We start from the raw sequence: 26,184 nt of genomic DNA on the forward strand, positions 1-26,184 counted from the left end.
GGAGGTGATATTTTTGAAGCACTCTAAAAAATTACAACAATATTTTCAAATCTTAGGTATGAAAAATGGATTATATAAACTTTTTTGCTCGACATTTCCTATTTTTGATATAAAAGATAGTCGCTACAGAACCTTATTGTGGCAAAAAAAATGTGTTAAAAAATTAAAATCATATGCTAAGCAAAAACATGCCTACGATATTGTGCCAATCCAACAAAACCTTTCCCCAAAAATTATTTGGGTATTATGGTTGCAAGGTGAAAACAACATGCCTCCTGTTGTACAAAAATGTTACGATAGCCTCAAAATGTATGCTGGTGACTATGAGGTCATTCTCTTAAGTGAGGATAATCTGACTAATTATATTCAATTACCAGACTACATTAATGATAAATATAAAGCTAAAAAAATCCCAGTAGCTGTTTATTCAGACTTGATTCGATTGGAATTATTAGTAACATATGGTGGAATTTGGATAGATTCAACTGTTCTTTTAACTGATTATATCCGTGAAACTATTTTATCTTCAGATCTCTTTTTTTACCAAGCTTCTCAGTTAGAGTATTCAATAACTAAAATTTCTAGTTGGTTTATCTCTGTCAAAGAGAGCAATAATTATGCTATTCATCAAATTAGAGATGCTTTATTTTATTATTGGGAGTTACATGATAGACCTATCAATAACTTTATTCTCCATCTTATGATAACAGCTCTGTATGAAACAGATCAAAAATTTAAAACAATTTTTGATAATATGCCCTACCTATGTAACATGAATCCTCATGTCATGTATTTTTCATTATCTAAAGAATATTCTTCTAATCTTTGGAGTATGATAACAGATAGTTCAGAAGTCCATAAATTAAGTTGGAAATTATGTGAGCATTATCCTAAAAATAGTCTATATGATCATTTATTAAAGGGAGAGTAAATGAAACTTAAGAGTGTTAAATTAAATTTTATTTATCTGTCTTTATATAAAATGTTGGAGTTATTGTTACCTTTAGTAACTTCTCCTTTACTATCAAGACGGTTAGGGGCTGAGGCTCTAGGGATCTATTCATATACTTATTCTATTGTTAGCCTTTTTGTTGTTATTGCTGAATTAGGCTTTTATCGATATGGATTGAGAGAAATCGCTAAAGTTCGTGATAATCAGAAACAATTAAATCAGACCTATTCTAATATCTTTTTTACTCATATTATCAATGCCTTAGTTGTCCTTTCCTTATTTATCTTTTCAGTATTTTGTTTCTACCAAACATCTGATAAGAAGTTTTTACTGATTCAAGGAATTTTAATCTTTAATAATCTAATTGATAATTCTTTTTTATATATTGGTTTAGAAAATATTAAACCAATTGCTATACGAGATGGTATGACTAAATTAATTGCTTTTGCCTTAATTATATTATTAATTAAAAGTCCTGATGATTTGATGGTTTATATCACATTGATGGCTCTATCAGCAACAATTAGTAAATTAATATCATTACTATATTCTCGTAAATTTGTCACATTTATTAAACCAGAAATTAAAGTCTGTATGACCATCTATCGACCGATGTTATTATTGATGATCCCTGCATTAGCTTCTGTTATTTACCAATCTATGGATAAAATCATGATTGGTTGGTTCTATAACGAAACGCATGTCGGTTACTATGACTGTGCCAGCAAAGCCTTAATTCCTAGAAATATTATAACAGCTTTAGGAACTGTCTTGTGTCCAAGTATTGCTAATCTTTATGCAAGTAATCAAAAAGAAATCGCCAAGCAAAAAATAACCTATTCTTTTACGGTTTCGATGATCATGGCACTTTCATTTATGTTTGGAATATCAGCAATTGCTCAAGATTTTGCTCCGTGGTTTTGGGGGAAATCGTTCGCAACTTGTTCTCCTATGCTCATAGGCTTATCCATTAGTATACCTATTTGGACTATTGGTGAAGTTATTAGAAATCAATTCTTGCTTCCAACAGGACGAGATAAGGAGTATACTTGGGTTTTTGTAGCTGGGGTGGTAACTAATGCTATTGTTAATAGTATTTTGATTCCACAATATGGAGCGATGGGAGCTATTATTGCTACAACTGTTGCTGAAATCGAAATGAGTCTGATCCAATTGTATTTAGTGAGAAAAGATCTCCCATTAGTGAAACAATTATTAACATTATGGCCCTATTTATTAGCAGGAATGTTTATGTTATTAACAGTACAACTAGTACATGCCATGTCTATTAATTTTTACACCGTTAAAATTTTATTAGAAATTTTATCTGGCTTCCTATCTTTCGTTATTTTTACTTTGATTTTAGAAAAGTTAAGCCAAACGAAAATTATTACTGGACTATTAGGCAATATAGTATATAAATATCTAAAAAATGTAAAAAGGAGATAATATGAATAATAGAAAGAATAAGATTGCTATAGTAGGAATATGGTATGGCAATCATAATCCAGATTATTTTGATTTTTGGCTAAAAAGTGCTAGTTTTAATGACAAAATTGATTTTTACATCATAGGTGAAATCAACGGTAAAACTCAATTACCAGATAATGTTTTTTATGTTCCGATGGCCTTATCAGAAATTGAGGCAAGGATTCAAGAAAAAATTAATCTCAAAGTCAAAGTTAAGCGACCATATAAATTATGTGATTTTAGACCCGCCTATGGATTGATATTTGCAGATATTTTAATCGGTTATGATTACTGGGGACATTGTGATTTTGATTTAATTTGGGGAAATTTACAAAAAATCTTAGAAGATTATCACTACAGCCAATATGATGTATTTTTGAATCGTGGCCATCTAACTCTTTACCGTAATAATGAATCGATTAATCAACTATTTATGAAACAAGGAGATATTTGTGGTGGTTATCGTTCAGTCTTTCAGTCTCCTATAAACTGGGGATTTGATGAAACTCAAGGAATGAATAAAATTATTGCTAAAAATAAAATATCATCTTTCACAGAAAATGTATGTGCTGATATTGATTTTCGAAAAGAACGATTTTGTCATGCCGCTGAAACTAATTCACTAACTAAAAATTATGACTACCAAGCTTTTTATTGGGAGAATGGTAAAGTAATAAAAGTCTATATAGATGATAATCATGAGATAGCAACTATTGACTATCCCTATATCCATCTTCAACGTCGTAAAAATATGGTTCAGCAGGATTTTCAATTTAATAAGCGCATATGGATTACTAATCATGGTTTCTACAATGATGATAGCAAAGAAATAACAAAGGAAAATATTAAATTAGCAAATTCTTTTCATAGTAAGGAAAAAGAACTTGCTGAAGAGGAACAATTTTCTAAAAAACATTGGAAATTAAAGGTAAGAAAATTATTAACAACGACAACTCTAGGTAGAGAAATTATTAAATTATACTATTTTTTAAAAGCTAGTAATTAGCAATATATTAATCTATTTAACAAAAATAGCTCGAATCTCATTAAAGAAAGAAAAAGAAAATGAAAAGTAATTATCTTAAGATAGGTAAGGGCCTCATTAATACTATTGAGACTACCTTAGAACATAATAATTTTTTTGGTAAATTTTTATACGTAGCTGATCCTATCGTCGATAAATTATATGGTGACTTAGTTAAACAACAACTTACAAATAAAGGTAAAGTAAAAGTTGAAATTGTAGAGCATAATACAATCTCTTATGCTATGAGCATTGCTGAACGTTGTATTGCTACAGATATTGATTGTATTATTGGACTGGGTGGTGGAACAACCTTAGATGTTTGCAAATACGCATCATATATCTCTAAAACTCCATATTTATCTATACCAACAACAGCTTCTAATGATGGATTAGTATCTCCTATAGCTGTTTTAAAGAGAGAAGATGATCTACCTAAGAGTCTAGGAGCTAAAATACCAACTATGACTATTATTGATACTGAAATTATTGCTGCTGGACCTTTGCAAAATATCAAAGCAGGGATTGGTGACACCATTTCTAACAAAATGGCATTGAAGGATTGGGATTTTGCGGTTAGCAAAGGAAAAGACTCTATGAATACCTATGCTTATCTGATGTCAAAAAATTCTTTGGATGTTTTAATGAACACTTCTCACCAGACTATATGCCCAGAGTTTATTGAGGTTTTAGTTAACTCTTTAGTTTTGTCAGGTATTGCTATGGATTTTGCTGGTACTAGTAGACCTGTTAGTGGCTCAGAACACTGTTTTTCACACGCTTTAGATTTCTACAGTGATACTAAAAATTTACATGGTATTCAAGTAGCTTTGGGAACAATATCGATGTTGAAATTAATTAATGAGCCTTATGATGATGTTTTGGCATATTTAAAAAAATTTGATGTTAATGTTAATCCTATTCATCTTGGAATTACAGAAAATGTTTTTATTAAATGCATGCAATATGCTTCTTCAATGCGAAAAGGTCGATACACTTATCTTGATGATATCGATTTAAATGAAGAAAGATTAAAACACTTATATCATGAATTAGTGGAGGAATTATAATATGAAAGCTTTAATTTTAGCAGCTGGTTTGGGATCAAGATTGGCTCCAATTACTGATACTTGTCCTAAGTCAATGGTTCCAGTTAATGGTCAACCTATTTTGTTTAAACAAATTGAAAACCTATATGAAAATGGGATTACTGATATTACTATCGTATCAGGTTATTTAGGTCAATTACTAAAAGAAAGAGTCCTAGAAAAGTATCCAAATATCACACTTATCCATAGTGCTAATTACGAAACAACTAACAATATGTATTCGGCCTATCTGGCTAAAGATGTGATGTCAGATAGTGAATTTTTGATGATGAATGCGGATGTTTTTTATGACGCATCGGTGATTAAATATTTACTAGAATGCAACTATCAAAATGCAATTGTGACTGATATTGGTAATTATATGGAAGAATCAATGAAAGTTGTTGAGCAACAAGGCCGCTTAATTGCTATTTCAAAAACAATTTCCCAAGAGGAAGCCTTGGGAGCTTCTATTGATGTCTATAAGTTTTCAAAAGAAGCTGGACAAGAGTTTTTCAAAGTTTGTCAAGATTACATTGAGACAAAAGGTGAATTAAAACTATGGAGTGAAGTTGCTTTAAACGCGATTCTAGCAACCGTTCCGTTTAAAGCATGCCCTCTACAAGGTCGCTGGTTAGAAATTGACAATCACGATGATTTAGCTGCAGCAGAAAAACTTTTCGCTGACTTATAAAGAAAGGAAAAGTTATGAAGGATATCTTTGGTAAAGATTTACACGATCTGTTGAATAAAAAATTATTCCTATTTGACATGGATGGTACAATCTATGAAGATTCGCATGTTTATCAAGGAACACTCGAATTATTAGATTATATTGATACTAGGGGTGGTAAATATATGTTTATCACTAATAATTCATCAAGTTCTGTTAAGGACTATATTGGTAAATTAGAGCAACTAGGAATTTCTACTGATGATGGTCATTTTCTAACAGCTTCACAGGCAACGATTCTTTATCTCCAACAAAACTATCCTAATAAAAAAGTGTACGCATTAGGAACACAATCATTTTTAGGGGAATTACAACGTTCAGGCATTATGTTAACATCACATGATCAAGCTGAACTACTATTAGTTGGATTTGATAAAGAATTGACTTATGAAAAGTGGGCTAATGCTTGCCAACTCCTCTTTACTAAAAAAGTACCATTTATCGCCACTAATCCAGACTTATCTTGTCCAACATCATTTGGATTTATTCCCGATTGTGGTTCTATCTGCCAGATTCTAGAAAATATTACAAATCAAAAAGCAACCTATATTGGTAAACCCAAAGATACCATGGTTAAGTTAGCTCTCCAAAATAGTGGGTTCACAGCAGAAGATACCTTAGTTATTGGTGATAGATTGTATACAGATATTGCTTGTGGAAACAATGCTGGTGTATCAACCCTATGCGTCTTAACTGGAGAGGCTAATATAGCCTCTATTCAGGAATCTGATATCAAACCAACATATACCCTAACTAGCGTTTTAGAACTGTATAAAACACTAAAAGAAGAGCCTTAAGACGATAATCTCATATCAGGATATAAAAACTCTCTGCTTGAAAAAGTATTTTGGCTCTTTGTCAACTGTAGTGGGTGGCAAAGTTAAACTCTAGCGAGAACAAATGATGTTCTTGCTTTTTTGATATTCAAAATGAAGTAAATGTGTTTTTTTAAAGTCGTCAAAGTTCCTGTAACCAAAACGTTGTGTTTGATGAGTTTGTTAGTAGCTTCTAGTTTGGTGTCCGAATAGTGAGGTTATCAGATGAATAAGAGTTTGAAATATGACATTCCAAACTCTTATTTTGCTCTCTTTATTCTGAAAAAATATTAGTTAATGTCTCAAAAGTTGGTGTTTTAAGAAGTAGATCTTGTTTGTCTTTTGAACCGATAAAATCAAGCATTTGTTCATAAATCGTTTGAATTTTTTCGGTATCTTCGGATTTCACAGCAAATAAGAAGATAAATTTTATCAATTGATGTTTATCCCAATTAATCCCCTTGGGATTAATGACGGTAAAGATACAACTTTTTAAGACACTATCTCCAATAGGGTGAGGTAGTGCAATGTTATCACCTATGATAGTTGAAGAAATTTTTTCTCTTTCATAAATATCATTTAAGAAATCATCGCTAACGTATCCTTGCTTTTTTAGTATCGTATTTAATGTAAACAATATATCATCCTTTGACATTTTTTTGTTGAAATATAGAAATCTTTCTTTAGAAAATAGGTTACCATCATTTTGTTTTTTTTCTAAAGTTTTAAGAAATTGATTAATTTTAGTCATTGAATAGTCTAAATCATTGATATTGATATAAATAAGATTATCTGCTAAAGTTTGATTTGGAATTGTTGAGATAACGAGATCAAAATTGTGATAGTGTTGTTCTCGATTAAAATTCGAATACGAAAATTTGGAGATTTTAGAAAATGTATTTGGCAACAGTCGTCGTATTTTAGATTCAATAATAGAACTAAAAGTCTTGCCGCTTCCACAGATAATTGCTAATGATAGTTCGTGGTTATTGGATTCCATATTTCGTTCAATGGCATTAGCTAAATGGAGAGCAATGTAGGATATTTCATCCTCTGAAAAATGTATATTATACTGTTTGACAACTTCTTGACAGCAAGCCACGGATAATTCAAAGGCGTAAGGAAAATTATTTTTGATTGTATCTAGTATAGGATTAGAACGCTTGCCTTCTATGGTTTGGATGCTCAAAAAGAGTTTTATATGTTCAAGGAGATTAGTTTTTAATTTACAATCTGTTAGCCAATCAGCATTGGTTAATTCTGAAAGAATATCATAGATGGTGATTGTAATTTTTTCTGCAAGTTCTTGATTATTTGAAATAGTGTGATCGTCGATATAGTTTGGGAAATTTTCTGCAATTAGAAATTGAAAGTAATTCTTTTCAAAAAATGTTATGTGAATTTGAAATTGATTTTCTAAATCGGTTATAAATTTTTCAACAATTTCATTAATTGTTGTGTTTAACTGTATGTGTTGCTTAAATTGTTGAATATTATTATTGGATTTTATTCGACTAATGGCTAAAAAAATACCAGTGAATAAGTTTCGGTAAAAATAATCGGAATCTGTTTTTATACTATCTTTAAAGTACTTATTGAAAATAGTAGAGAATGTATCGTAATTAATGTTGTTACAAAAATCTTTTTCAATAGTTGATTTTGCTGTGATGTAGTTTGAAAAGTCTTCTTTAAATATTAAATCAATTATAGCTTTTCGTTTATCTTGTTCGAGTCCATTAACGATATAACCAAGATTACTTTTATTAACGAGTTTCAGATTATAGGAAGAAAAGTGATTCTTTAAGGTACGAAAATCACTATAAAGGGTATTTTGGCTGATAAAAAGAATAGACTGCAAATAGTCTTGAGTAATGTAATTATCAGTAGTAAGAAATTTCCGTAAAAGATATTTAAGCCTTGAATCAGATGAAGTGAATAAAAAAGTACCACTGTCTTGGTTTGTCCAAAATTTATCAAATTTTTCTTTATCTATATAGTTGATAACATATCCCTTTTTTCGAATTAAAGTAATAGTTGCTCCATTCTCAGTGATATAGTCATTAATTGTATGGATATCAGAACGGATAGTTCTATCTGAAACACCACAAAACGAACTTAATTCATTAATATGAATGGGTTCGTTTTTTTGTATTAGTAGATTTAATATATTATCTAATCTTTGGAAGTCAAATATACTCATACCTTCTTCTCCTTATATCATCTTTATTTTAGCACAAAACAAATGAATGATTTTTTACTATTTTTCCAAAAAGAAGTTGAAATAGATAAAAATAATTTTTTCCATTTTTCCAGAAATAATTGGAAAAAGCAATTAGTGACAGCGCTGTCAACGAATGATATGATATAGCTGTAAACGAAAAGAGGTGTTTGAAATGAAATTTGACAAAGAAAATATTCTTTTGAATGTTAATGTCAAAGACAAGAAAGACTTATTTGCCTATATTGCAAGATATGCAAAAAAGAAGCGGATTATTGATGATGAGCAATTATTGATTAAAGCATTTACTAATAGAGAATCAGAAGTTTCGACAGGTTTACAGAACTCATTTGCTATTCCTCACGCTAAAGCAGATTGCATAATGAAGCCCACTGTTCTTTATTTGAAATTACTTCATCCAATTGAGTGGGAGACTTTTGATGACAAACCGGTCCAAAATATTTTTGCATTATTAGTTCCAACTAAACATGAAGGAACTTTACATTTGGAAATGATTAGCAGAATTGCAACTTCTCTTTTGGATGATGAATTTATTATGATAGTTAAGAAGTCATCAAATATAGATGAACTAGAAAAAACAATCATTAGTGCAATGAAGGGAGATAATTAATATGAAAATTGTCGGAATTACATCATGCCCAGCAGGGCTAGCTCACACTCCTATGGCAGCAAAAGCTTTAGAAAAAGCTGGACCTAAGCTAGGTCATACCGTTAGAATTGAACAACAAGGTTCAATGGGGCAAATCAACAAATTAACACCACAGGAAATTGCTGATGCAGATTTTGTTTTACTTGCTACGGATCAAAAAATTGTAGGTGAAGAGCGTTTTGAAGGGAAGAAAAAAATTCGAGTGAATATCTCAACATGCATTAAAGCACCTGAAGCAGTATTGAAAAAATGCATTCAAGCGGTTAGTTAGTAATAAAATGAAGGAGGAGTTAAGATGAAAAAATTTTTAAACGATGCCAAAGGGCATCTGATGACTGGTATTAGTTATGCTTTACCATTGATTATAGGAGCGTCTTTGGTTATCGCGGTACCTAAGTTAATCGGTTTAGCAATGGGACATACCAGTTTAGATGGTTTTGCTGAAACTAATGGTTTTGAACACTACCTTTATTTGACAGAACAAGTTGGATGGATAGGCATTGGTCTATTAAATACAGTATTAGCAGGTTTTATTGCATATTCTATTGGCGATAAAGCTGCAATTGGTGCAGGTTTAATAGGTGGTACTCTTGCATCTAATTCAAATGCTGGTTTTCTTGGGGCTATGGTAGCTGGATTTGTTGCTGGCTATATGGTAGTTTGTGCTAAGAAGACGGTTAAGGTTCCTGAAAAATACAGTAGTGTTTTACCATTGATTGTTTTTCCGTTCTTTGCAACTTTTGCGGTAGCTATAGTCATGGGAGTCATTCTTGCAGGTCCACTTAGTTGGATTAATACAAGTTTAGTCGCTTGGATTAAAGCGATGATTGAAAATGATGTTAATAAAGTACTTCTTGCCATGATAATGGGGGCTATGATTGGTACAGATTTAGGTGGTCCTATTAATAAAGCTGCTTGGATGGCTGGAAATGTTCTTCTTGCAGAAGGAATTTATTTGCCAGCAATTATTGTAAATGTTGCAATTTGTGCAGTTCCTCTTGGATATGCATTTGCTTCATTGTTCCATAAAGATAAATTAAGTGATGAACTTAGAGATGCTTCACGTAATAATTGGGTTATGGGATTTATTGGAATCACAGAAGGTGCCATTCCATTTACAATGGTTAGCCTCAAACTTGTTCCTATTAATATGATTGGCGGTGCAATTGCATCTGGATTAGGAATTCTATTTGGAATGTATGCTAAAATGCCTCCTGTTGGTGGAATTTATGGATTTATTACAGTTGGGAATGGTTGGGCTTATCTCGTGGGGATGTTTATAGGTGCAGCTTTCATTGGATTTGTTGCTCCGTTGATTGTCAACTTTAAAGATTCTGATGATGTTGAAGATGTTGATATAGACGACATTGAAATTAGCTTTGAATAATATTATAGGGCACATATATGTGCTCTTTGTTTCTAGAAAGTAGAGAATAATATGAAGAAAACAGTACATGTAGTTCCACATTCTCATTGGGATAGAGAATGGTATTTTACAACAAGTCGTTCAAAAATTTATTTAATGAATAACTTAAAAAGAGTTATTTCATTATTACAGGAAGATAATGGATATAACCGTTATACCCTAGATGGTCAAGTTTCTTTATTAGATGATTACTTGGCTTGGTGCCCTGAAGATAAAGAAGTTATCAGGGAGTTAGTACAGGAGGGAAAATTGATTATTGGTCCATGGTACACACAAACGGATCAGATGGTTATTTCTGGTGAAAGTATTGTTCGAAATTTACTTTATGGTATAAATATATCGAAAAAATTTGGAAAGCATATGAATGTAGGCTATGTTCCAGATTCATTTGGGCAATCTGCTGCTATGCCACAGATTTATAAAGAATTTGGCATTGATGATACCTTATTTTGGCGTGGCGTTAGTGATGAGGATACTCATAAAACTGAGTTTAAATGGCGAGGGGAGGATGGTTCAACAGTAAATGCTTATCAGATTCAAGCTGGATATTATATCGGTGGGGATATTCCTGAAGAGGCAGAAAATCTTAAAAATTATTTGCATAATGAACCTTTTAAAAGTTTGTGGGAAAGAAGTAGTACGAATCAGGTCCTCTTTCCAAACGGATTTGATCAAGCTCCTGCACGTGAAAATTTAACTGACATTTTAGGTAAAATGCAAAAGTTTTATGCAGGGGAGTATGAATTTAAAATTTCTACTTACTCGGATTATATACGTAAAGTTAAAGAACAACATCCAGAATTAGAAGAAATAGCTGGGGAACTTTTGAACGGAAAACTAATGCGGATTCATAAATCAATATACTCTTCTAGATCTGATTTAAAGAAGTTAAATACACAAGTTCAGAATTATATTGTTAATATATTAGAACCATTACTTTCTCTTTCGCAATCTTTAGGATTTGACTATCCTGTGGAGGTAGTTAAGGAAATTTGGAAATTAATGTTTGAAAATGCTGCTCATGATTCAATTGGTTCGTGTGTATCAGATACAACCAATGAAGATGTTTATTTAAGATACAAAAAAGCGCGTGATTTGGCTGAAAATTTAGCTGAATTGAAAATGCGTGAGATTGTTATGCGAATTGAGAGCGATGAAGCAATAACGGCAACTGTTTTCAATCTTTCTGGTCGTAAAAAAGAAGGAGTGATAGAAACAATATTTTATACTCCACAACTTGACTTTGCAATAAAAGATAAAGAAGGCAAACAATATCAATATACGGTGACTTCTATCGAAGATCAAACTGATTATATTTTAGGACAAGGTAATATTTTAGATTCTACAAAGATTTATAAACCAGATAAAATATACAAGGTGGCGATAGCGATTAGTTTTGATAGTTTACCAACATTTGGCTACAAGAGTTTCTACTTGGATTTAGGAGGGAATAGTCATGATAAACTAGAGGAGAATTTAGCTAGCAGAATTGAAAACGAATTTTATAGTATTACTGTTAATGCAAATAATACTCTAGATATACTTGATAAAAAAAGCGGTAAGCTTTATCAAAACCAAGGAATAATTCAAGAAAATGGTGATGCAGGAGATTCGTTCAATTATTCTCCACCTAGAGAAGATCTGATAATTAATTCTTTTGAGTTTTGCCCTAAGGTGGAAGTTAAAACTTCTAAGGTTATCAGTAAAATGACATTATCTTATCAGTTTAAGGTTCCAAAAAACTTAGAAAAACGTGCATGTGGGATTAAAGATACCCACTTACCAATACAACTATCAGTAGTATTAAAATCTAAATCTCCTATTATAGAATTCTACTTCAAGGTTGATAACCGTTTTGTGGATAGTCACCGTATGTGTGTTTTATTTAATAGTGAAATTGCTTCAAAATTTTCACTAGCTGATCATCAGTTTGGAACGATTAAACGTCCTGTTGTCCGAAAAGAAATGAAACTTTGGAAGACGGAGCCAGATAAGTGGAATGAGGTCCCAATTTCTATTGAAACTTGTCAGTCATTCGTGGGACTAGATAATGATATTCGAGGAGTCGCTGTAATTCCAAAAGGTGTCAGAGAATATGAAATTATTGGTTCGAAGTATGATACCATCCGATTAACATTATTTAGAACGTATGGATATATGGGAAAAGAAAATCTTTTATACCGTCCAGGAAGAGCCTCAGGAGAAACTGTTATTGCCACGCCAGATGCTCAATGTCATAAAGAAATGACGTTTGCTTTTTCAGTCATATATTACCAAGGAAATATGAATACATATGGATTAGCAGAAGTGGTTAATGAATATTTGAAGGAGTTTCAAATTTATCAATATGCTGATTATTTAAATACTCGTTTACGGTTTACACAGTTTAGTGTTCCTAAAACTCTTAGTCAAAAATATTCATTATTAAATATTAAGGGAGATGCTATTTTAAGTATTGTAAAGAAAGCAGAAGAGCGCCCGGGTTATATTCTCAGATTCTATAACGGAAATTATAAACAGACATGTAGTGGAGAAGTTGAATTTTATGAACAACCTAAAACTATTGAGTGTGTAGATTTAAAGGAGGAAATCAAGCAAAAACTAGAAATAACAGGTAGAAAAGTTGTTATTCCGAATTTGACTCATAATAAGTTTGTAACATTATATGTAGAGTTTTAAAATCATATTTCAATCATTAGATTTTATGTCTAATTTTTGGTGGTATCGTCCACGTGGGGGATTCCTTTTGTAGGATTTATATTTTCTTCCCCATCGTTCGTTTTTTATCTTTCTTTGCTAACTACCTCCTCTTTTTCGTTGCTCTTTTGCCTCGCATATGTTATATTAATAGTAGTGGATTGTAACGAAACTGTAATATTAATAGATAAAGGTAAGTGGTGGAAGTGATGGAAAATACTAATTCAAATAATCATCGATTGTTGATTCAGAAGCTGCTTGTTAGTATTCATTACTTGACACTTTTCAGAGATGAGATTGTTTTGGTTGAAAAGACTCCGTCATTGTTGGGGGCGTCTTTTTCGCCTTATGTAGTTCAATCAGAGTTGGGTGAAATTTTAGCGGCTGTTGATGCGCTTTCTAAGCAAGAAAAATTGATTAAATCAACGTTTTGGTATGATGAAGCATCTTTTAGATTGATGAATCACTCTTTGGATATTGTCGGTAATTGGATTCGTGGGATTGATAATGTTTTAGAAATCTGTGAGTCAAAATCTGTTTTTCAAGCGATTCTTGGTGATAAGCGCCAGCGTGTTTTTGGTGTGCTGATTGATGTTTTTACTTCAATTCGAATTACCAATTTATCAATCAAGGAAGAATCAGAATACCCTATTTTAGTTGACCCTTTGCAAGCGGTAGAATATCAAAAAAGGGAAACGAAAAAAGCCGAATTATTGGCTAAAATTGATGCCTTGACCCCTAGAAAATCAGAACAGAGTCTTGAAGTTGATAAAGATGTCCAAGATGTCCCTATCCTTGAGAATAAAGAAGATGAGCTTGTAGCTGAAACGCAATCAGTTGAGCTAGAGATTGACGAGGAAGAACCGTCTGATGATGTTGAAGAAGAGGTTGCTGGTGTTCAAGCTGAAGTTGAGGATGCTACCGAATTAATAGCTGAGGTCGAAGAAGAGTCTAAAGAGACAGAGAGTGTATCTGATGCTCCTCTTGCTACGCTTCTTGATGAGGAAGAGTCAGAGCTTGAGCTTACAGAAATTAGTCGTGAGGCTGCTATCAAGCAATTCCGTCATTATCTTTTTGACCATAAAGGGATGATTTATGTTGCAGATGCTCAAGATGATTTAAAACGTGAAATCAAATTTTACAATGCATTTGATCGTTTTGAGGGTGCTTTTGATGAAATATCAGATATTCTAGTTCTTATGGAAAAAATCTTAGAAGATTTGGAAGAACGTGATGAAGAAACATTTGATGACGAAGGAAACTTAACGAGTGAGCCAACAGAACCAATCTATCTTCTTATCTATGGGCAAAATCTATTAATGGAAGATAGTCGCTTTGAAAGTCTCTTATTAGAACTTCAGCACTTTTCAAATCGTTCAGATTTACACATTTCAGCCTACAAAGCTTATGAATAAAAGTAAAAGAAGGTCACTTTGACCTGCCCCCCAAAAGTTAGACAACAAATCTAACTTTTGGGGTGTTTTTCTATGAAATTAAGTTATGAAGATAAAATTGAAATCTATCGCTACGACAATCCGGTTGGACATGGCCTAAAATCAGTCAAACATTTAATATTAGTAAGTATAACCTTCAATACATGGTCCGCCTCATTGATATACACGGATTGGAAAGTGTTTGTAAAAGGAAAAATAGGTATTATTCTCCTGAACTAAAGCAGGAAATCATAAACGAAGTTCTGATGAAAGGTAGGTCTCAGCTAGAGGTTTCTCTAGATTATGGATTACCAAATAAGGGAATGCTTCCTAATTGGATAGCGCAATACAAGAAAAACGGGTATACTATTCTTGAGAAATCAAGAGGGAGACCTGTAAAGATGGGACGCAAACCAAAGAAAAAACTTGAAGAAATGACTGAATTAGAGCGTCTTCAATATGAAAATGAGTACCTTAGAGCGGAGAATGCCGTACTAAAAAAGTTGAGAGAACTCCGATTGAGGGACGAAGCAAGGCTCAAAGAGCAACAGAAATCATTCAAGGACTAATCAATGTATTTGATTTAAGAATCCTGCTTAATATTTTGAAGCTGTCTCGATCAACCTACTATTATCAGGTTAAACGTCTAACCCAGGTAGATAAAAACAAAGAATTAAAAGAAGCTATTCAAGATATTTATTCTGAGAACAAAGGGAGATATGGTTACCGTAGAATTCACCTCGAACTTAAAAATCGAGGCTATAAAGTTAACCATAAGAAAGTTCAACGTCTGATGACAGAACTTGGTTTGAAAGCTAGAATCCGTGCGAAACGTCGCTATAACTCTTATAAAGGTGAGGTGGGCAAGAAAGCTGATAATCTCATTAAGCGTCAATTTAAAGCTGCCCAACCACTTAAGAAGTGTTATACCGATGTAACAGAGTTTTCAATTCCTGCTAGTGATCAAAAATTGTATCTATCACCAGTTCTTGATGGCTTTAACAGTGAGATTATTGCATATAATTTATCTACCTCGCCAAACTTACAACAACTTAAAACGATGCTTTCCGAGGCTTTTCCTGAACAAACTTATCAGGGCACTATTTTACATAGTGACCAAGGATGGCAATATCAACACACTTACTACCATCATTTTCTTGAGGAGCATGGAATGAGACCGTCCATGTCGCGTAAAGGAAATAGCTTAGACAACAGCATGATGGAATCTTTCTTTGGAACATTGAAGACAGAAATGTTTTATGGGTTTGAGAAGGAATTTACTTCCCTCGAAACATTGAAAACAGCTATTTCAGAATATATCAACTACTACAACACTAAACGAATCAAACTTACATTAAAAGGACTAAGTCCTGTGCAATACAGAACTCAATCCTTAACTTAAATATTTAGTCTAACTTTTGGGGGGCACTTCACTTGTGCCTTCTTTTTATTTTTGGGTATTATGTCGATAAGTAGGAGATGATGCAGAAGTGCCTACAAAAGAGAGAAAAAGCTTGAAATCACTTTTTGAAATTGTTATTATGCAACTTAGAAGTGATGATTTAGAAATAAGTGAGAGTTTTGATAACTTTAAATGATGTTAACGTTAACAATCATTCTTACAAAACTAATTGACAATCATCTTAAAACGCGTTATAATAATAAAAATTTGAAAACCTTTAATTAAGTCCAGAGAGACTTTCAAGGTTACTGTAAAAAAAGAGTTTTAACTCTAATAAAAGGTATGAGTGTGCTTTGGTGTACTCTGCTTATTTTGCTGTAACCTTGCCTTCTGGCGAGGTTTTTTGTGTGAAAGGAATGTTATGAATCCAAGTTGTAAAAACAAACCTTTGGTGTTGAAAGAAGATTTGCTTATTGTTAGTCAAAGAGAGATTGCTCCACGTATTTTTGAGATGACATTATCAGGAGAAATGGTCTTGGATATGGCTCCTGGTCAATTTTTACATCTGCGTGTGCCTGACCCAAGTAAATTGTTACGTCGCCCAATTTCGATTTGTCAGATTGATAAAGTTAATAAAGTGGCAACGATTGTGTATCGTGTGGAGCGTGCAGGAACAGCGATTTTATCGCAAATGAAGGCTGGTGACCGTGTTGACACAATGGGGCCTCAAGGGAATGGATTCGATTTGTCGGTGGTGACATCAGGTCAAAAAGCGTTGCTAATTGGTGGTGGAATTGGTGTACCTCCTTTGGTTGAGACAGCTAAACAACTCGCTGCTAAGGGTGTTGACGTCACTTCTGTTCTTGGTTTTGCCAGTAAAGAGGCTGTGATTCTGGAAGAAGAATTGTCAGCTTATGGCAAAGTTTATGTCACAACAGATGACGGCTCTTATGGTATTAAAGGCTATGTCTCAACGGTCGTCGATGATTTGGTGCAGAACGAAACGTATGATGCGATTTATTCATGTGGTGCGCCAGGCATGTTAAAATACGTTGACCAAAAATTTGAAAATCATCCGCATGCCTACCTGTCAATGGAATCGCGTATGGCGTGTGGTATGGGAGCTTGCTATGCTTGTGTTGTTCATTTAAAAAATGCACAAGAAGCGGCTAATAAACGTGTGTGCGAAGACGGACCGGTTTTTGAAACTGGTAACATCATCTTATAAGGAGGTCTTATGTCAGAAAATCGTTTAGCGGTCAGTCTCCCAGGGCTTGACTTGAAAAATCCAATTATCCCAGCATCAGGTTGTTTTGGCTTCGGTCAAGAATATGCTAAATATTACGATTTAGATAAGCTTGGCTCAATCATGATTAAAGCAACAACCAAAGATGCTCGTTTTGGAAATCCAACACCGCGTGTGGCTGAAACGCCGTCAGGAATGTTAAATGCTATTGGTTTGCAAAATCCAGGTGTGGATGTTGTTTTGGCTGAAAAGCTACCGTGGTTAGCGCAACATTATCCAGAATTGCCGATTATTGCCAATGTTGCGGGCTTTTCAAATGATGAGTATGCTTATGTGTCTGAAAAGATTTCAAAAGCTTCAAATGTTAAAGCTATCGAGCTTAATATTTCTTGTCCTAACGTTGACCATGGTAATCATGGTTTATTGATTGGACAAGTGCCAGAATTGGCTTATGCAGCAGTAAAAGCGAGTGTTGAGCATTCTGATGTGCCAGTTTATGTTAAATTAACACCGAGCGTGGCTGATATCACAACAGTTGCTAAGGCTGTTGAAGAAGCTGGTGCAACAGGATTTACCATGATTAATACTTTGGTTGGTATGCGATTTGATTTGAAAACTCGTAAGCCAATTATTGCTAACGGTACTGGTGGCATGAGCGGTCCAGCGGTTTTTCCAGTAGCTCTAAAACTCATTCGTCAAGTGGCGCAAAGTACGGATTTGCCAATCATCGGTATGGGTGGTGTGGATTCGGCAGAAGCTGCTATTGAAATGATGATTGCTGGCGCATCAGCGATTGGCGTTGGAACAGCTAATTTTGCAGATCCATATGCTTGTCCAAATATTATTGACCGTTTGCCAGAAGTGATGGATAAATACGGCATTGAAAATCTTGAAACCTTACGATGTGAGGTTAGGCAAGAATTACGTGGAAAATAAGCTCTGCTATTTTTCCAAAAAGTCAAGTAAGTTTTTGACTTTACCAGTAAAAAAAGATATAATATTAACAACTGAATAACCTTTAATTGAGTCCAGAGAGGCGAGAAAGGTTCGTGAAAAAAGAAGATAAAAAGTCTTTGAATGAGGGGTGTTTGCTACCCTGCTTTTCGTGTAACCTCGCCCTTTGGCGAGGTTTTCTTTGTAGAAAAAGGAGAAAAAATGCACGAAAGTCGTCCGATTATTGCTCTTGATTTTCCGTCATTTGATGATGTGAAATCATTTCTTGCTTTGTTCCCTGCTGATGAAAAACTTTATGTTAAGATTGGTATGGAGCTATACTATGCAGCAGGACCAGAAATTGTCCGTTATGTTAAATCACTTGGACATTCTGTTTTTCTAGATTTAAAATTACATGACATTCCAAATACAGTCAAATCAGCTATGCGTGTGTTATCAAATCTTGGTGTCGATATGACTAATGTTCATGCTGCTGGTGGCGTTGAAATGATGAAAGCAGCGCGTGAAGGTCTTGGACAAGGTCCGAAACTAATCGCGGTAACACAGTTAACGTCAACGTCAGACGAACAGATGAAGGCTGATCAAAATATCCAAACAAGCTTAGTGGAATCTGTTTTGCATTATGCTAAGAAAGCAAACGAAGCTGGTCTTGATGGTGTGGTTTGTTCAGCACGTGAGGTTGCAGTTATTAAAGACACAACTTCTGAAGATTTCGTTTGCTTGACACCAGGTATTCGTCCTGCGGGAGCTGCTGTCGGTGATCAAAAACGTGTAATGACCCCAAGTCAAGCTAGTGCCATTGGCTCAAGCTATATTGTTGTTGGACGCCCAATTACAAAAGCGGATGATCCTGTTGCGGCTTACAAAGCCATTTACGATGAATGGAATGCTTAGTATTGGAATACTAAAATTGTTTTAGGGTTGGTATGGAGTTAACAATGAGGCAATCTTACACAGCGGTTATTGATAGACCAATCGGTTATCAAGATAGATACGGGAATAACTATCCAATCAATTATGATTACATTCCAAATCTGATTGGAGGTGACGGTGAGTGGCAAGATGTCTATATTATTTCAGAGAATATCTCAGCTCCCCTAGAAGTATTCGAAGGGGAATTAGTAGCCATTAGTCATCGTGCTGATGATGTGGAGACTAAATGGATTTTAATAACCGCTGGTGAACTAGTTACTTATGACCAAATAAAACAAGCAACCCATTTTTTAGAACAATATTTTACATCAACCATTGAGTTATTATAGAAAAGAGGAATATTATGACTTTAGCATCACAAATTGCATCAGATTTGCTTGATATTCGAGCTGTTTACTTGAAACCAAACGATCCATTTACTTGGGCATCTGGTATTAAATCACCAATTTACACAGATAATCGTGTGACGCTTTCATATCCTGAAACGCGTACATTGATTGAAAATGGTTTTGTTGAAAAAATCAAAGAAGAATTTCCTGAAGTAGAAGTGATTGCAGGGACAGCAACAGCAGGAATCCCTCACGGTGCGATTATTGCTGACAAGATGAACCTTCCATTTGCTTACATTCGTAGCAAACCAAAAGATCACGGAGCTGGTAATCAAATCGAAGGTCGTGTGACAAAAGGTCAAAAAATGGTCGTCGTTGAAGACCTTATTTCAACTGGTGGCTCTGTACTAGAAGCTGTTGCAGCAGCAGAACGTGAAGGTGCTGATGTCATCGGAGTTGTGGCTATCTTTACTTATGAATTGCCTAAAGCAACTGAAAACTTTGAAAAAGCAGGTGTTAAATTGGTGACACTTTCTAACTATACTGAATTAATCAAAGTTGCTAAGGTGCAAGGTTATATCACAGCTGACGACCTTCAATTACTACATAAATTTAAAGAAAATCAAGAAACTTGGCGTGATTAATCAAGTTTAGTATTTGGCTACTAAAGTAAAATTGCTTTAGTGGCTTTCTTGGTTTAAAGGATGAAAGGAGTAAAAAAGATGAAACTTTCTTGTACATTTGAAGATAATATTTTGCCAGACGTTTATGCTAAGAAAGCAAAGGTACAAGTAAAGGGAAATGCAGTGGTTTCTTTTCCGTTTACGATTGAAGATGTTCCTGAAAAAACGAAAAGTTTTGCATGGACATTTGTTGATTATGATTCTATTCCTGTCTGCGGTTTTGCTTATATTCATTGGGTTGTTGCCAATGTTTCAGCTGATGTAACAGTGATTTCAGAAGATTTTTCACGTCTAGACAATAAGCATGCACATGGCAAGAATAGCTTAGTTAGTAAATTACTAAATGAGGATTACTCAGACATTGACGAAGGGTATATGGGACCATATCCACCTGATAAAGACCATATCTATACCCTTACAGTTTATGCACTAGAGTGTGAATTACCATTGGCAAATGGTTTCTACATGAATGAGCTATTGCATGCTATGGAAGGACATGTGTTAGCAAAAGAAAAACTAGATTTAGTAGGGAAATACTAAGACAAAAGGAGTAAACATGCAACATTCAACTTGGCATGAGTTAATCAAAAAAGAATTGCCAGAGCATTATTTTGGCAAGATAAATCAATTTATGGATTATGTTTATCAGCAGGAGTTGATTTACCCACCACGTGAGAAAGTTTTTAATGCCATTCAGACCACTCCGCTAGAGGACGTTAAGGTGGTGATTATTGGTCAAGATCCTTATCATGGACCTAATCAGGCACAGGGATTGTCATTTTCTGTCCCAGAGAATATTCCTGCGCCACCGTCTCTTCAAAATATTCTTAAAGAATTATCAGATGATTTAGGGCAACGAGACCATCATGATTTGACACCATGGGCACAGCAAGGGGTGTTGCTTCTAAATGCGTGTTTGACGGTTCCTGCAGGACGTGCTAATGGTCATGCAGGACAGATTTGGGAGCCTTTTACAGATGCTATCATTAAAGTAGTCAATCAAAAGGAAACGCCAGTTGTCTTTATTCTTTGGGGTGGATATGCTCGTAAGAAAAAGGCGTTGATTACTAATCCAATTCATCATGTCATTGAAAGTGCACACCCAAGTCCACTTTCAGCATATCGTGGTTTCTTTGGTAGCCACCCTTTTTCGCGAGCAAATGCTTATTTAACTCAAGACGGGCTTGAAGCAATCGATTGGTTAAAATAATAGGAAAAACAGATGATTTATTTTTTAGCAAGTAATCCCATCATTTATGAAAAAAGACGTCTTAATCCCGCAAATGCTTTTGTTAATCTTTTGAAAGAACACCTGCCTAGCAAGTTTAGCGCTCTTTTTGTATGTTCGGATCCGAACGATAACACGTTTACAGATCAATATGCTGCTGATGTAAAAACGGCTTTTGAAGCCGAAGGCATGACATTTGAAAAATGTGCGGTGCTGGATAATCGAACGGCAAATCAGGCTTCCAGCTTGGTAGCTGAGGCGGACTTGATTTTCTTAGCGGGTGGGCATGTGCCTACACAGAATGCTTTTCTGAATTCAGTTGGTATGCGTGAACTGCTGCAAAGCAGCGATAAACTTGTCATCGGCTCAAGTGCAGGTTCTATGAATGCGGCGGAGCTTGTTTATGCACAACCAGAAGAAGCAGGCGAAGCGATTTCAAAAGATTATCAGCGTTTTTTAGATGGTCTTGGAATTACCCAAGTCCAGTTAATTCCACACTATCAAGAAACAAAGCATCACATACTTGATGGGCTTCGTGTTTTCGAAGATATTACCTATCCAGATAGTAATGGTCGCTGTTTTTATGCCATTTGTGACGGTAGTTTTCTGTATGGGAATGGAACTGTTGAAACGATTTACGGTGAAGCTTACCGTATCAAAAATGTCGCATTGTCGCAGATAAATGCTGAAAATGAAACTTATCAATTTAGAAAGTGAGTTTAGTATGTTATTAATTAAAAATGGTCGTGTTGTTGATCCAAAATCTGGTTTTGATCAGGTTGTAGATGTTCTTGTTGACGGCAAAAAAATTATTAAAATTGCTGATTCGATTGAAGAAGCTAGCGCTGAAATCATTGATGCGACAGGGCTTGTTGTAGCACCTGGTTTGGTTGATATTCATGTGCATTTTCGTGAACCAGGGCAAACACACAAAGAGGATATTCACACAGGTGCTCTTGCAGCTGCAGCTGGTGGTTTCACTTCTGTTGTTATGATGGCAAATACCAATCCAACGATTTCAGATGTAAAAACGCTAAAAGAGGTTTTAGCGAGTGCTGCTAAGGAAGATGTGCATGTTTACACAAATGCAACTGTAACGAAAAACTTTGACGGTCAACACTTGACTGATTTTAAAGCTCTTCTTGAAAATGGTGCACTCAGTTTTTCAGATGACGGTATTCCGCTTCAAAGCACGAAAGTATTGAAAGAAGCGCTAGATTTGGCGAAAGCGAACAATACTTTTGTTGCCGTTCACGAAGAAGACCCTGAATTGAATGGTATTCTTGGATTTAATGAGCAGATCGCACGTGATAAATTCCATTTTTGTGGGGCAACAGGTGTGGCAGAATACAGCATGATTGCGCGTGATGTCATGATTGCTTACGACCGTGGCGCGCATTTGCATATCCAACATTTATCAAAAGCAGAATCTGTTAAGGTGGTCGAATTCGCTCAACAACTTGGTGCTAATGTTACTGCTGAAGCAGCGCCACAACATTTCTCAAAAACAGAAGACTTGCTGTTAATTAAGGGCTCTGCAGCTAAGATGAATCCACCACTTCGTACCGAAAAAGACCGTTTAGCTGTTATCGAAGGTTTGAAATCTGGTGTCATTTCAGTGATTGCTACTGACCATGCACCACATCACGCAGATGAGAAAAATGTTGATGACATCACAAAAGCCCCATCAGGTATGACAGGACTTGAAACATCATTGTCACTTGGTTTGACGAATTTAGTAGCGACAGGTGATTTAACTTTGTCTGAATTATTGGCTAAAATGACGATTAATCCGTCATCAATGTACGATTTCGATGCAGGGTATTTGGCGGAAAATGGTCCTGCGGATATCGTTATTTTCGCAGATAAGGAAGAACGTATTGTATCGGACCATTTTGCTTCGAAAGCATCAAATTCACCATTTATCGGTGAAAAATTACAAGGTGTTGTTAAATATACCATCTGTGACGGTAAAATTGTTTATCAAGCGTCATAAAAAAAGCGGACTAGTTTTTCTAGTCCACTTTTTGTTTGCTTAAATTTAATCCCCAAGGAACAAGGTTTTCTTCATGTTTTCGAATGCGTGTGATATTGTCTTTGTGTCTAATAATGATAATACTTGCGATTAACACGATGATTAGCGTAAAGAGCAAATCGTAGTGTGGTAATAAAAAACCAAATGCTGGAAAGATAAGGACACTAACAACAGCCACAGCAGCGGCGACAACACTTGATAAGGAAATCATGCTAAAGAGATACAATGTTCCAACAAATATAATCCATAAATAAAGTAGGAACATTGGCGCAAATCCCAAAAGCACACCAGCACTAGTCGCCACAGCTTTACCACCTTTAAATTTGGCAAAAATCGGAAACGTATGTCCGATAATAGCAAAAAGTCCGATCAATATCGGAGATACTGCCGTAACACCGAGAATATGCGGAAGTAATGTGGCTACCGTTCCTTTTAACATATCAATGATAAACGTCACCGTACCAGCTTTTGGTCCTAGGACACGAAAAGTATTAGTTGTTCCTGTATTACCACTGCCGTGTTCTCTTAAATTGACATGGTAAAAGAATTTTCCAATCCATAATCCTGTTGGAATAGATCCTAATAAATATGCAATCACAATCAAAACTAAAATTTTCATGTTTTCATTATATCATATTCAAGTTGGGATAGAAGAAAAATTTGAAAAATAAATAACTTGATTATTCAAAGTAAAACAATGGTAGCGTTTTAAAAATTTACAGTAAAATGAGTGAAAAAAGGCAAAATGACGTGCAAAATCGTCAGAATTTTTGATTTTTTTTTGCAAAAATCAGAAAAAACTTGTAATATAAAAAAGATGAACTATTTGGAGGTCACTTTTGGCTAAAAAAGAAATTAATGTAAATAATTATAATGACGATGCGATTCAGGTCTTGGAAGGATTGGATGCTGTTCGTAAACGTCCAGGGATGTATATCGGTTCTACAGATGCGACTGGTCTTCATCATTTAGTTTGGGAAATTGTCGATAATGCTGTCGATGAGGCGCTTTCTGGTTTTGGTAATCAGATTGACGTGATTATCAATTCTGATGGTAGTGTGACAGTTAGTGACCAAGGACGTGGAATGCCAACTGGTAAGCACGCTATGGGGATCCCAACAGTTGAGGTTATCTTTACCGTTCTCCACGCAGGTGGTAAATTCGGTCAAGGTGGCTATAAGACATCTGGTGGTCTGCATGGAGTAGGTTCTTCGGTTGTTAATGCGCTTTCTAGCTGGCTTGAAGTTGAAATCACACGTGACGGTGCCGTTTACAAGCAACGTTTTGAAAATGGTGGGAAACCAGTTACTACGCTTAAAAAAATCGGTACAGCACCAAAATCAAAATCAGGGACAAAAGTCACTTTTATGCCTGATGACACAATTTTCTCGACAATTGATTTTAAGTTTAATACGATTGCTGAGCGCTTGAAAGAATCTGCTTTCTTGCTTAAGGATGTGACATTGACTTTGACAGATAATCGTCCAGAAGAAGCAGAACATTTGGAATTTCATTATGAAAATGGGGTTCAAGATTTTGTTGAATACCTCAATGAAGACAAGGAAACGTTGACACCAGTTATTTCAGTTACAGGTGAAGACCAAAATTTCCAAGTTGAAGTCGCTCTCCAATATAACGACGGTTTTTCTGATAATATCCTTTCTTTTGTTAACAATGTTCGTACAAAAGACGGTGGTACGCATGAAACTGGTCTGAAATCAGCTATTACTAAGGCAATGAATGATTATGCTCGTAAGTCTGGTTTGCTGAAAGAAAAAGATAAGAATTTAGAAGGTTCTGATTACCGTGAAGGCTTGTCAGCGGTGCTTTCAATTCTTGTGCCAGAAGAACATTTACAATTTGAAGGGCAAACCAAAGACAAACTCGGAAGCCCATTAGCACGTCCGATTGTTGACGGAATCGTTTCTGAAAAATTAACGTATTTTCTTTTAGAAAACGGCGAAATTGCTTCAAACCTTGTTCGCAAAGCAATTAAAGCGCGTGATGCCAGAGAAGCAGCGCGCAAGGCGCGTGACGAATCACGTAACGGTAAGAAAAATAAAAAAGATAAGGGCTTGCTTTCTGGGAAATTAACGCCAGCACAGTCTAAGAATCCTAAGAAAAACGAATTATATCTAGTCGAAGGGGATTCTGCCGGTGGTTCAGCTAAACAAGGTCGTGACCGCAAATTCCAAGCGATTCTACCATTGCGTGGTAAAGTGTTGAATACGGCCAAAGCTAAGATGTCTGACATTGTGAAAAACGAAGAAATCAATACCATGATTTACACAATTGGTGCGGGTGTTGGTGCAGAATTTAACGTTGAAAATTCTAACTACGATAAGATTATTATCATGACCGATGCCGATACTGACGGTGCTCACATTCAAACGCTTTTATTAACGTTCTTTTATCGTTATATGCGTCCGCTAGTTGAGACTGGACACGTCTATATTGCCCTTCCACCTCTTTATAAAATGTCAAAAGGTAAAGGCAGGAAAGAGCAAGTGGAGTATGCATGGACAGATGGCGAGTTAGAAGAATTACGTCAAAAATTTGGTAAAGGTGCTCAGCTACAACGTTATAAAGGTCTTGGGGAAATGAATGCTGACCAACTTTGGGAAACAACCATGAATCCAGAAACACGCACCTTAATTCGTGTAACAATTGAAGACTTAGCACGTGCCGAACGCCGTGTCAATGTCCTCATGGGCGACAAAGTTGAACCACGCCGTAAATGGATTGAGGACAACGTCAAATTCACTCTAGAAGAAAATACGGTGTTTTAATCAGTCGTTGAAAGTGACCAGTAACGCTCCATTATTTGTTTAAAATGATGAGCTTAAAT

General features: G+C 35.0%; 23 protein-coding genes and 2 pseudogenes. 22 read left to right on the forward strand and 3 right to left on the reverse strand.

Annotated elements, in window-relative coordinates:
• The first annotated feature begins 13 nt into the window (after positions 1–13).
• From E8M05_RS04810 to E8M05_RS04835, 6 genes are read left to right on the forward strand one after another with little or no spacing between them, the layout of a single operon-like run.
• Entirely contained in the window at positions 14–931 is a 918-nt protein-coding gene (locus tag E8M05_RS04810; RefSeq protein WP_041973967.1) for a capsular polysaccharide synthesis protein, read from the forward strand.
• Positions 932–2,401: a flippase gene (locus tag E8M05_RS04815; RefSeq protein WP_041973970.1), complete on the forward strand. Its 1,470-nt coding sequence runs from the start codon at positions 932–934 to the stop codon at positions 2,399–2,401. It begins immediately after the preceding gene.
• Position 2,402: 1 nt separating this feature from the next.
• Positions 2,403–3,428: a DUF6625 family protein gene (locus tag E8M05_RS04820; protein ID WP_003064498.1), complete on the forward strand. Its 1,026-nt coding sequence runs from the start codon at positions 2,403–2,405 to the stop codon at positions 3,426–3,428.
• Positions 3,429–3,487: 59 nt separating this feature from the next.
• Complete coding sequence (locus E8M05_RS04825) at positions 3,488–4,516, forward strand: iron-containing alcohol dehydrogenase family protein (RefSeq protein WP_003064500.1); 1,029 nt, start codon at positions 3,488–3,490, stop codon at positions 4,514–4,516.
• 1 nt (position 4,517) lies between these two features.
• Positions 4,518–5,228 (forward strand): phosphocholine cytidylyltransferase family protein, encoded by a 711-nt coding sequence (locus E8M05_RS04830; RefSeq protein ID WP_003064502.1) that lies wholly within the window; start codon positions 4,518–4,520, stop codon positions 5,226–5,228.
• A gap of 14 nt (positions 5,229–5,242) precedes the next feature.
• Positions 5,243–6,064, forward strand: coding sequence for an HAD-IIA family hydrolase (locus E8M05_RS04835; RefSeq protein ID WP_003064504.1), 822 nt, complete (start codon positions 5,243–5,245; stop codon positions 6,062–6,064).
• Between the two features lie 83 nt (positions 6,065–6,147).
• On the opposite strand, the pseudogene E8M05_RS11845 reads toward E8M05_RS04835, so the two are convergent.
• Positions 6,148–6,297, reverse strand: a pseudogene (locus tag E8M05_RS11845) (ISL3 family transposase); the annotation flags it as partial.
• A gap of 59 nt (positions 6,298–6,356) precedes the next feature.
• Positions 6,357–8,282, reverse strand: coding sequence for a BglG family transcription antiterminator (locus E8M05_RS04840; protein WP_003064506.1), 1,926 nt, complete (start codon positions 8,280–8,282; stop codon positions 6,357–6,359).
• Positions 8,283–8,475: 193 nt separating this feature from the next.
• On the opposite strand from E8M05_RS04840, the gene E8M05_RS04845 reads away from it, so the two are divergent.
• The 15 genes and pseudogenes from E8M05_RS04845 to E8M05_RS04915 all read left to right on the forward strand — a co-directional run bounded on the left by E8M05_RS04845 (position 8,476) and on the right by E8M05_RS04915 (position 23,297).
• The gene (locus E8M05_RS04845) at positions 8,476–8,931 is read left to right on the forward strand and encodes a PTS sugar transporter subunit IIA (protein ID WP_003064509.1); all 456 of its coding nucleotides are present in this window, start codon (positions 8,476–8,478) and stop codon (positions 8,929–8,931) included.
• A 1-nt stretch (position 8,932) separates the two neighbouring features.
• Entirely contained in the window at positions 8,933–9,241 is a 309-nt protein-coding gene (locus E8M05_RS04850; protein WP_003064512.1) for a PTS fructose transporter subunit IIB, read from the forward strand.
• A 24-nt stretch (positions 9,242–9,265) separates the two neighbouring features.
• Positions 9,266–10,357: a PTS fructose transporter subunit IIC gene (locus tag E8M05_RS04855; RefSeq protein WP_003064514.1), complete on the forward strand. Its 1,092-nt coding sequence runs from the start codon at positions 9,266–9,268 to the stop codon at positions 10,355–10,357.
• A gap of 51 nt (positions 10,358–10,408) precedes the next feature.
• Positions 10,409–13,075, forward strand: coding sequence for a mannosylglycerate hydrolase (mngB, locus tag E8M05_RS04860; protein ID WP_003064517.1), 2,667 nt, complete (start codon positions 10,409–10,411; stop codon positions 13,073–13,075).
• A 227-nt stretch (positions 13,076–13,302) separates the two neighbouring features.
• Positions 13,303–14,508, forward strand: a complete 1,206-nt coding sequence (locus E8M05_RS04865; protein ID WP_041973973.1) for a hypothetical protein — start codon at positions 13,303–13,305, stop codon at positions 14,506–14,508.
• A gap of 72 nt (positions 14,509–14,580) precedes the next feature.
• Positions 14,581–15,928 (forward strand): annotated as a pseudogene (locus tag E8M05_RS04870) (IS3 family transposase).
• Positions 15,929–16,349: 421 nt separating this feature from the next.
• Positions 16,350–17,156: a dihydroorotate dehydrogenase electron transfer subunit gene (locus E8M05_RS04875; protein ID WP_003064524.1), complete on the forward strand. Its 807-nt coding sequence runs from the start codon at positions 16,350–16,352 to the stop codon at positions 17,154–17,156.
• Between the two features lie 9 nt (positions 17,157–17,165).
• Positions 17,166–18,110, forward strand: coding sequence for a dihydroorotate dehydrogenase (locus E8M05_RS04880; RefSeq protein WP_003064526.1), 945 nt, complete (start codon positions 17,166–17,168; stop codon positions 18,108–18,110).
• A 219-nt stretch (positions 18,111–18,329) separates the two neighbouring features.
• Complete coding sequence (gene pyrF, locus E8M05_RS04885) at positions 18,330–19,022, forward strand: orotidine-5'-phosphate decarboxylase (protein ID WP_003064530.1); 693 nt, start codon at positions 18,330–18,332, stop codon at positions 19,020–19,022.
• A gap of 44 nt (positions 19,023–19,066) precedes the next feature.
• Complete coding sequence (locus E8M05_RS04890; RefSeq protein WP_013851753.1) at positions 19,067–19,390, forward strand: inorganic diphosphatase; 324 nt, start codon at positions 19,067–19,069, stop codon at positions 19,388–19,390.
• Between the two features lie 14 nt (positions 19,391–19,404).
• Positions 19,405–20,034 (forward strand): orotate phosphoribosyltransferase, encoded by a 630-nt coding sequence (gene pyrE, locus E8M05_RS04895; protein ID WP_003064536.1) that lies wholly within the window; start codon positions 19,405–19,407, stop codon positions 20,032–20,034.
• A 78-nt stretch (positions 20,035–20,112) separates the two neighbouring features.
• Positions 20,113–20,613: a YbhB/YbcL family Raf kinase inhibitor-like protein gene (locus E8M05_RS04900; protein ID WP_013851754.1), complete on the forward strand. Its 501-nt coding sequence runs from the start codon at positions 20,113–20,115 to the stop codon at positions 20,611–20,613.
• Positions 20,614–20,629: 16 nt separating this feature from the next.
• Positions 20,630–21,283, forward strand: coding sequence for a uracil-DNA glycosylase (locus E8M05_RS04905; RefSeq protein WP_003064542.1), 654 nt, complete (start codon positions 20,630–20,632; stop codon positions 21,281–21,283).
• A gap of 12 nt (positions 21,284–21,295) precedes the next feature.
• Positions 21,296–22,018: a Type 1 glutamine amidotransferase-like domain-containing protein gene (locus tag E8M05_RS04910; protein ID WP_003064545.1), complete on the forward strand. Its 723-nt coding sequence runs from the start codon at positions 21,296–21,298 to the stop codon at positions 22,016–22,018.
• A gap of 7 nt (positions 22,019–22,025) precedes the next feature.
• A complete protein-coding gene (locus E8M05_RS04915; protein ID WP_013851756.1) occupies positions 22,026–23,297 on the forward strand; it encodes a dihydroorotase in 1,272 nt (423 codons plus the stop codon).
• Positions 23,298–23,316: 19 nt separating this feature from the next.
• On the opposite strand, the gene plsY is transcribed toward E8M05_RS04915, so the two are convergent.
• The gene (plsY, locus tag E8M05_RS04920; RefSeq protein WP_003064550.1) at positions 23,317–23,955 is read right to left on the reverse strand and encodes a glycerol-3-phosphate 1-O-acyltransferase PlsY; all 639 of its coding nucleotides are present in this window, start codon (positions 23,953–23,955) and stop codon (positions 23,317–23,319) included.
• Between the two features lie 220 nt (positions 23,956–24,175).
• On the opposite strand from plsY, the gene parE reads away from it, so the two are divergent.
• Positions 24,176–26,125 (forward strand): DNA topoisomerase IV subunit B, encoded by a 1,950-nt coding sequence (gene parE, locus E8M05_RS04925; protein ID WP_003064552.1) that lies wholly within the window; start codon positions 24,176–24,178, stop codon positions 26,123–26,125.
• Positions 26,126–26,184 lie beyond the last annotated feature (59 nt).

The organism is Streptococcus pasteurianus, assembly GCF_004843545.1.
Taxonomy (GTDB): domain Bacteria; phylum Bacillota; class Bacilli; order Lactobacillales; family Streptococcaceae; genus Streptococcus; species Streptococcus pasteurianus.

What these genes read in the sequence shown, in the direction of transcription:
- plsY (WP_003064550.1), bottom strand. Translation starts at nt 23,955, where the DNA reads ATGAAAATTTTAGTTTTGATTGTGATTGCATATTTATTAGGATCTATT.
- E8M05_RS04840 (WP_003064506.1), bottom strand. Translation starts at nt 8,282, where the DNA reads ATGAGTATATTTGACTTCCAAAGATTAGATAATATATTAAATCTACTA.
- E8M05_RS04900 (WP_013851754.1), top strand. Translation starts at nt 20,113, where the DNA reads ATGAAACTTTCTTGTACATTTGAAGATAATATTTTGCCAGACGTTTAT.
- pyrF (WP_003064530.1), top strand. Translation starts at nt 18,330, where the DNA reads ATGCACGAAAGTCGTCCGATTATTGCTCTTGATTTTCCGTCATTTGAT.
- E8M05_RS04865 (WP_041973973.1), top strand. Translation starts at nt 13,303, where the DNA reads ATGGAAAATACTAATTCAAATAATCATCGATTGTTGATTCAGAAGCTG.
- E8M05_RS04830 (WP_003064502.1), top strand. Translation starts at nt 4,518, where the DNA reads ATGAAAGCTTTAATTTTAGCAGCTGGTTTGGGATCAAGATTGGCTCCA.
- E8M05_RS04855 (WP_003064514.1), top strand. Translation starts at nt 9,266, where the DNA reads ATGAAAAAATTTTTAAACGATGCCAAAGGGCATCTGATGACTGGTATT.
- E8M05_RS04890 (WP_013851753.1), top strand. Translation starts at nt 19,067, where the DNA reads ATGAGGCAATCTTACACAGCGGTTATTGATAGACCAATCGGTTATCAA.
- E8M05_RS04820 (WP_003064498.1), top strand. Translation starts at nt 2,403, where the DNA reads ATGAATAATAGAAAGAATAAGATTGCTATAGTAGGAATATGGTATGGC.
- E8M05_RS04850 (WP_003064512.1), top strand. Translation starts at nt 8,933, where the DNA reads ATGAAAATTGTCGGAATTACATCATGCCCAGCAGGGCTAGCTCACACT.
- E8M05_RS04845 (WP_003064509.1), top strand. Translation starts at nt 8,476, where the DNA reads ATGAAATTTGACAAAGAAAATATTCTTTTGAATGTTAATGTCAAAGAC.
- E8M05_RS04825 (WP_003064500.1), top strand. Translation starts at nt 3,488, where the DNA reads ATGAAAAGTAATTATCTTAAGATAGGTAAGGGCCTCATTAATACTATT.
- E8M05_RS04815 (WP_041973970.1), top strand. Translation starts at nt 932, where the DNA reads ATGAAACTTAAGAGTGTTAAATTAAATTTTATTTATCTGTCTTTATAT.
- E8M05_RS04875 (WP_003064524.1), top strand. Translation starts at nt 16,350, where the DNA reads ATGAATCCAAGTTGTAAAAACAAACCTTTGGTGTTGAAAGAAGATTTG.
- mngB (WP_003064517.1), top strand. Translation starts at nt 10,409, where the DNA reads ATGAAGAAAACAGTACATGTAGTTCCACATTCTCATTGGGATAGAGAA.
- E8M05_RS04905 (WP_003064542.1), top strand. Translation starts at nt 20,630, where the DNA reads ATGCAACATTCAACTTGGCATGAGTTAATCAAAAAAGAATTGCCAGAG.
- E8M05_RS04915 (WP_013851756.1), top strand. Translation starts at nt 22,026, where the DNA reads ATGTTATTAATTAAAAATGGTCGTGTTGTTGATCCAAAATCTGGTTTT.
- E8M05_RS04835 (WP_003064504.1), top strand. Translation starts at nt 5,243, where the DNA reads ATGAAGGATATCTTTGGTAAAGATTTACACGATCTGTTGAATAAAAAA.
- E8M05_RS04910 (WP_003064545.1), top strand. Translation starts at nt 21,296, where the DNA reads ATGATTTATTTTTTAGCAAGTAATCCCATCATTTATGAAAAAAGACGT.
- pyrE (WP_003064536.1), top strand. Translation starts at nt 19,405, where the DNA reads ATGACTTTAGCATCACAAATTGCATCAGATTTGCTTGATATTCGAGCT.
- E8M05_RS04880 (WP_003064526.1), top strand. Translation starts at nt 17,166, where the DNA reads ATGTCAGAAAATCGTTTAGCGGTCAGTCTCCCAGGGCTTGACTTGAAA.